General features: G+C 73.3%; 5 protein-coding genes and 1 pseudogene. 5 read left to right on the top strand and 1 reads right to left on the bottom strand.

Going from position 1 to position 6,538, the window contains the following annotated elements; all coding sequences use genetic code 11:
• From BGM09_RS03295 to BGM09_RS03285, 3 genes and pseudogenes are all read left to right on the top strand, one after another.
• Window positions 1–549 (top strand): annotated as a pseudogene (locus tag BGM09_RS03295) (rRNA cytosine-C5-methyltransferase); the annotation flags it as partial.
• Window positions 550–704: 155 nt separating this feature from the next.
• A complete protein-coding gene (locus BGM09_RS03290; protein ID WP_223186240.1) occupies window positions 705–1,121 on the top strand; it encodes a YciI family protein in 417 nt (138 codons plus the stop codon).
• Window positions 1,121–2,266, top strand: coding sequence for an RNA polymerase sigma factor (locus BGM09_RS03285; RefSeq protein ID WP_188279846.1), 1,146 nt, complete (start codon window positions 1,121–1,123; stop codon window positions 2,264–2,266). The genes BGM09_RS03290 and BGM09_RS03285 overlap by 1 nt, the downstream gene beginning before the upstream one ends.
• A gap of 71 nt (window positions 2,267–2,337) precedes the next feature.
• Here the strand turns inward: BGM09_RS03285 and BGM09_RS03280 are convergent, their stop codons facing one another.
• The gene (locus BGM09_RS03280; RefSeq protein ID WP_188279845.1) at window positions 2,338–4,488 is read right to left on the bottom strand and encodes an MMPL family transporter; all 2,151 of its coding nucleotides are present in this window, start codon (window positions 4,486–4,488) and stop codon (window positions 2,338–2,340) included.
• 183 nt (window positions 4,489–4,671) lie between these two features.
• Here BGM09_RS03280 and rpe point away from each other — a divergent pair, with 183 nt between their 5' ends.
• Both rpe and BGM09_RS03270 read left to right on the top strand, forming a co-directional pair.
• Window positions 4,672–5,346, top strand: a complete 675-nt coding sequence (gene rpe / locus BGM09_RS03275; protein WP_188279844.1) for a ribulose-phosphate 3-epimerase — start codon at window positions 4,672–4,674, stop codon at window positions 5,344–5,346.
• A gap of 138 nt (window positions 5,347–5,484) precedes the next feature.
• Window positions 5,485–6,498, top strand: a complete 1,014-nt coding sequence (locus BGM09_RS03270; protein WP_188279843.1) for a sugar-binding transcriptional regulator — start codon at window positions 5,485–5,487, stop codon at window positions 6,496–6,498.
• The last annotated feature ends 40 nt before the right edge of the window (window positions 6,499–6,538 follow it).

Here is a 6,538-nt window from a genome sequence, read left to right as displayed (position 1 = left end):
GGCAAGGCCGCGCTGCTCGCGGCCCTCGCGGCCCAGCGCGGCGCGGAACTCGTCGCCGCTGAGAAGCAGCCCCACCGCGCCCGCCTGGTGGCCCGCACCCTGGCGGGCAACCCCGGCCCGTACCAGGTCGTGGTCGCCGACGGCACCCGCCCGGCCTGGGCCGAGGGCTCCTTCGACCGCGTCCTGGTCGACGTGCCCTGCACCGGCCTCGGCGCGCTCCGCCGCCGGCCCGAGGCCCGCTGGCGGCGGCGCGCCGAGGACGTACCCACCTTCGGCCCCCTCCAGCGCGGCCTGCTCACCGAGGCCCTGCACGCCGTACGGGTCGGCGGCGTGGTCGGCTACGCGACCTGCTCCCCGCACCTGGCGGAGACCCGCGCCGTCGTGGACGACATCCTCCGCGACGACCGCGCCCCGGCCGCCGAGCGCATCGACGTACGCCCGCTGCTGCCCGGTGTCCCCGCCCTCGGCGACGGCCCCGACATCCAGCTCTGGCCGCACCTGCACGGCACGGACGCGATGTATCTCGCCCTCCTGCGCCGTACGGCCTGACCGCGGGCCGGGTGCTGCCCGCCGGGTGCTGCTCGCCCGCGTTCAGCTGCGCGGGCGAAAAACACACGGCGGCGATGTCGAGAACCCGCGCACGGCTCCGTCCCCGAGGTGAAGCGCGACCACAATGGGTCGCATCCGCACCGAGGAGAAGCACCATGGCGAAGTATCTGCTGCTCAAGCACTACCGGGGCGCCCCGGCGCCGGTGAACGACGTACCCATGGCGCAGTGGACGCCCGAGGAGATCTCGGCGCACGTGACGTACATGAACGACTTCGCGACCCGCCTCGAGGAGACCGGCGAGTACGTCGACAGCCAGGCGCTCGCGCCCGAGGGGACGTTCGTGCGGTACGACGGCGCGGGGCGTCCGCCGGTCACCGACGGGCCGTTCGCCGAGACCAAGGACGTCATCGCCGGATGGATGGTGATCGACGTCGACACCTACGAGCGCGCCCTCGCACTGGCAGGGGAGCTGTCGGCCGCGCCCGGCGCCGGGGGGAAGCCGATCCACGAATGGCTGGAGCTGCGTCCGTTCCTCGGCGCGCACCCCACCGTCACGGGGTGCCCCCACTGATGGACGAGGCTCTGATCAGGAGCCTCACCCCGGGAGTGCTCGCGATCCTCGTCCGGCGCGGAGCCGACTTCGCGGCGGCCGAGGACGCGGTGCAGGACGCACTGGTCGAAGCGGTACGCGTCTGGCCCGACGATCCGCCACGTGACCCGAAGGGCTGGCTGGTGACGGTGGCCTGGCGACGGTTCCTCGACGCGACGCGGGCGGACACGGCCCGGCGCAGGCGTGAGGACCTGGTCGACGAGGAACCGGAGAGCGGGCCAGCCCCCGGCGCGGACGACACCCTCCAGCTCTACTTCCTGTGCGCGCACCCGTCGCTGACGCCGTCGTCGGCGGTCGCGCTCACCCTGCGGGCCGTCGGCGGCCTGACCACCCGGCAGATCGCCCAGGCGTATCTGGTGCCCGAGGCGACGATGGCGCAGCGCATCAGCCGGGCCAAACGCACCGTCTCCGGCGTGCGGTTCGACCGGCCGGGCGACGTCGCCACGGTGCTGCGGGTCCTGTACCTGGTCTTCAACGAGGGCTACTCCGGCGATGTCGACCTGTCCGCCGAGGCCATCCGGCTCACCCGGCGGCTCGCGGCCGTGATCGACCACCCCGAGGTGGCGGGGCTGCTCGCCCTCATGCTGCTGCACCACGCCCGCCGGGCCGCCAGGACCGCGCCCGACGGCGGTCTCGTACCGCTCGCCGAACAGGACCGCGGCCGGTGGGACACCGGGGCGATCGCCGAGGGCGTCGAGATCCTTCAGTCGGCCCTGGCCCGCGACCGGCTGGGCGAGTTCCAGGCCCAGGCCGCCGTCGCGGCGCTCCACGCGGACGCGCCGACGGCCGAGGAGACGGACTGGGCGCAGATCGTCGAGTGGTACGACGAACTGGCGGCCCTGACCGACAGCCCGGTCGTCCGCCTCAACCGGGCGGTGGCGGTCGGCGAGGCGGACGGACCGCGCGCCGGTCTCGCGGCGCTCGCCGCGCTGGACGACTCGCTGCCCCGGCACACGGCGGTAGCCGCGTATCTCCACGAGCGTGACGGCGACCTGGCGACGGCGGCCCGGCTGTACGCGCGGGCGGCCACGAAGGCGCCGAACCTCGCCGAGCGCGACCACCTGACCCGGCAGGCGGCCCGCCTCAACACCCGCCACGAGCGCTGACGCGCCCGCGGCCATGTCCGTATCCGTATCCGTATCCGTATCCGCATACGTATCCGCATCCGCATCCGCGGCTAGTGGCTCTCCGCGGGCTGCTCCCGGTCCTCCTCCCGCGCCGCCGCCGGGGTGCCCCGGGGCGAGTCGAGCCTGCTGGGCCACCACACCCGGTGGCCCAGGTCCAGGGTGATCGCGGAGACCAGCACCGAGCGGACGACGAAGGTGTCGAGCAGGACGCCGAAGGCGACCGCGAAACCGATCTCGGCGAAACCGACCACCGGGAGCGTGCCGAGCACCGCGAAGGTGCCCGCGAGGACGAGCCCGGCCGAGGTGATCACCCCGCCGGTGGCGGCGAGGCCGGTACGGACGCCGTCGCGGGTGCCGAGCTGGACGGTCTCCTCCCGGATCCGGGTCATCAGGAAGATGTTGTAGTCGATGCCCAGCGCCACCAGGAACACGAAGACGAACAGCGGGAACGCCGTGTCCTCGCCCGCGTATCCGAACACGTGCCGGAAGACCAGCGAGCTGACGCCGAGGGCGGCGCCGAAGGACAGCACGACCGTGGCCATCAGCACCAGCGGCGCCACCAGGGCCCGCAGCAGCAGCCCCAGAATCAGCAGGACGACCAGCAGGATCAGCGGGATGAGCAGCTTGTTGTCGCGGCTCGCCGCCTGGTTGGTGTCCTTCTGCACCGCCGTCCCGCCGCCGACCAGGGCGTCCGCGCCGGGGACACGGTGCAGGGTGTCGCGGGCCAGCCGGACGGTCCGCTGGGCGGCCCCGCTGTCCGCGCGGTCGGCGAGAGTGGCCTCCAGATAGACCCGGCCGTCCCTCCGCGCGGCCACGCCCGGCGGGGTGCCGACCGACCCCGGCACGACGCCCTTCACCGAGGCCAGTGCCGTACGCACCTCGTCGGCGGCGCCCGCGCGCGCGATCACCACCAGCGGCTGGCCGCCACCGGCCGGGAAGTAGCGGGACTGCACCTTCTGGCCGACCACCGAGTCCGGGGTGTCGGTGAAGCTGTCCGCGCTGGACAGGCCGGTCGCCTTCAGCGAGAACAGCCCGAGGCCGAGCGCGCCGAGCACGACCACCGTGGTGATCCACACCGACCGCGGCCTGCGGCCGACCGCCGTGCCGATCCGTGACCACACACCGGCCTTGGTCGGCTCCGCGCTGCCCACGTGCGGGATCGCGGGCCAGAACACCCAGCGGCCGAAGATCACCAACAGGGCGGGGAAGAGCGTGAGCATCGCCAGCAGGGCCACCGCCACACCGATCGCGGCGACCGGGCCGAGCCCGGAGGTCGAGTTCATGTCGGCGGCCAGCAGGCACAGCATGCTCAGCGCCACCGTGGCCGCGCTCGCGATGATCGCGGGGCCCGCCCGGTGCAGGGCGAGCGCCATCGCCTCGTGCCGGTCCTCGTGATTGCGCAGCTCCTCCCGGTAGCGGGCGACGAGCAGCAGCGCGTAGTCCGTACCCGCGCCGAACACCAGGACGGTGAGGATGCCCGCGCTCTGGGCGTTGACCACCAGACCGGCGTGCTCGGCGAGGAGGTAGATCACCGCCTCCGACGTGAACAGCGCGCCGATCACGGACAGCACCGGCACGAAGAGCAGGCTCAGACTGCGGTAGGTGATCAGCAGGATCACGACGACGACGGCGAGGGCCGCGTACAGCAGGGTGCCCTCGATCCCGGCGAAGGCGTCGGCGGAGTCCGCGGAGAAGCCGCCGGGGCCCGTGATGTGCGCCTGGAGCCCGTCGTCGCCCTGTCCGACGGTGGACCTGAGCTGCTTGACCGCGTCCGCGATGGTGCTCCAGCCGCTCGGGTCGATGGTGATCGGCACGATGAGCAGCGCGGCGCGCGGCGCGGTCTGCCGGTCGAGCTGCGGGCCGACCGTACGGCTGCCGACGATGCCGTGCGCGGTCAGCGACTTGACCGAGGCGGCGTCCTCGCCGACCTTCGCCACATCGGCGTCGGTCAGGCCGCCGGGCCGGGAGTACACGACGACCGCGGGCGCGCTCTCCGGCACGAACTGCTTCTGGAGCTCCAGCACTTGGGTGGACTCCGCCTTGCTCGGCAGCCAGCTCGCCGAGTCGTTCTTCTGCGCGTCGGTGAGTTTCTGGGCCAGCGGCGAGACCACCACCAGTACGACGATCCACAGGCCGAGCACGACCCACTTGCTCCGCCGCCCGCAGACGACGTGCGCCATTCGTCCCGCTCCGCCCGCCATGAGTGCCCCCCGGGCCCGCTCGTGGTGTTGTCCCCCCGCCGTCCGACGCGACGCCCTGGGGGGCGCCGGACCGTGCCGGAGAGTGATCGGCACCAGCATGGCACTGGAGTTCGTGCCGTGTCCGAGGGTTGGCGGGACCGGTGGGTGGGAACACAGGTCCTCCGGATCTGGTTTGCTGGACCCATGAGCGTGCAGATCAACCCCAGCATTCTTTCCGCCGACTTCGCGCGGCTCGCCGAGGAGGCGAAGGCGGTCGAGGGCGCCGACTGGCTCCATGTCGACGTGATGGACAGCCACTTCGTCCCGAACCTCACGCTGGGGGTGCCGGTCGTGGAGTCCCTGAGCAGGGCGACGCAGACGCCGCTCGACTGCCACCTGATGATCGAGGACCCGGACCGCTGGGCGCCCGCGTACGTGGAGGCCGGCGCGGGCTCGGTCACCTTCCACGTGGAGGCCGCGGCGGCCCCGGTCCGGCTCGCCAGGGAGATCCGGGCGAAGGGCGCGCGGGCGTCGATGGCGCTCAGGCCCGCCACCCCGGTCGAGCCCTACGAGGACCTGCTGCCGGAACTCGACATGCTGCTGATCATGACGGTCGAGCCGGGCTTCGGCGGCCAGGCGTTCCTCGACATCATGCTGCCGAAGATCCGCCGCACCAGGGCGCTGATCGACCGCTACGGCCTCGACATGTGGCTTCAGGTCGACGGCGGCGTCTCGGCCGAGACCATCGAGCGGTGCGCCGAGGCGGGCGCCGACGTCTTCGTCGCGGGCTCCGCGGTGTACGGCACGGACGACCCCGCCGCCGCGGTCCGCGCGCTGCGCGAGCAGGCCGCGGCGGCGGCCGTGGAAGTGCCCCGGTGACGGGGGCGCCTACCGGGGGTTACCACGGGCGGAAGCGTCTTCGCTACGCGCCCGTAACAGGGCACGATCTGCGAGGATGAGCGCGGAGCGGATCACATGGGGCAACGCGGATCAGATAGGCGACTGGGGAGAACCGACGTGAGCACAGGCCGCACACAGGTGCGCATGGGCCCCGGCGAGATGGTCCAGGCGGCGGCGATGGCACGTCGCTTCTACCTGGAGGGCAAGTCCAAGATCCAGATCGCCGAGGAGTTCGGGGTCAGCCGCTTCAAGGTGGCCAGAGTCCTGGAGACCGCGCTCGAACGCGACCTGGTGAGAATCGAGATCCGCGTCCCCGCCGAGCTGGACGCCGAGCGCTCCGACGCCCTGCGCGCCCACTACGGCCTGCGGCACGCCGTCGTCGTCGAGACCCCGCCCGACCAGGCGGACGCGCCCGACCCGGAGAACCTGGGCGCCGTCGCCGCAGACCTGCTCGGCGAGCTGGTGGACGACGGCGACGTGCTGGGCCTGGCCTGGGGCCGCTCCATCATCACCATGGCCAACGCGCTGGACCGGCTCGCGCCCTGCACCGTCGTCCAGCTCACCGGCGTGTACGACGTCGGCACCACCGAGCGCGGCTCCGTCGAGGCGGTACGCACCGCCGCCGCCGTCTCCGGCGGCGAGGCGCACCCGCTGTACGCGCCGATGGTGCTCGCCGACCCCGCGACCGCCAGCGCCCTGCGCGCCCAGAGCGGCATCGCCGCCGCCATGGGCTACTTCGACAAGGTCACCGTCGCCGTGGTCTCCGTCGGCTCCTGGGAAGCGGGCGTCTCCACCGTCCACGACGCCCTCACCGACGAGGAGCGCGAGCACTACGCGGGCCTCGGCGTCGCCGCCGAGATGTCCTCGCACCTCTTCGACGCCCAGGGCCGCAGGGTCGGCCGCGACCTCGGCGAGCGCTGCATCACCATCGACGCCGACCGGCTCCGCCGGATCCCCGAGGTGCTGGCCATCGCGGGCGGTCGCCGCAAGGCCGCCGCCATCGACGCGGTACTCCGCTCCGGCCTCGTCACCAGCCTGGTCACGGACACCGCCGCCGCCGACCACCTCCTGCACTCCACCGCCCCCGCCCCCCGCCCCGCCCTCGACCGCCCCGACCCCGACGTGCCCTGACCCCTCAGGCTTCGGCGCCACACAGGGACGGCCAGCAGCC

This window comes from Streptomyces sp. CBMA29 (assembly GCF_014596445.1).
Classification (GTDB): domain Bacteria; phylum Actinomycetota; class Actinomycetes; order Streptomycetales; family Streptomycetaceae; genus Actinacidiphila.
This window is presented reverse-complemented; position numbering and strand designations above follow the sequence as displayed.

What these genes read in the sequence shown, in the direction of transcription:
- BGM09_RS03290 (WP_223186240.1), top strand. Translation starts at nt 705, where the DNA reads ATGGCGAAGTATCTGCTGCTCAAGCACTACCGGGGCGCCCCGGCGCCG.
- BGM09_RS03285 (WP_188279846.1), top strand. Translation starts at nt 1,121, where the DNA reads ATGGACGAGGCTCTGATCAGGAGCCTCACCCCGGGAGTGCTCGCGATC.
- BGM09_RS03280 (WP_188279845.1), bottom strand. Translation starts at nt 4,488, where the DNA reads ATGGCGGGCGGAGCGGGACGAATGGCGCACGTCGTCTGCGGGCGGCGG.
- rpe (WP_188279844.1), top strand. Translation starts at nt 4,672, where the DNA reads ATGAGCGTGCAGATCAACCCCAGCATTCTTTCCGCCGACTTCGCGCGG.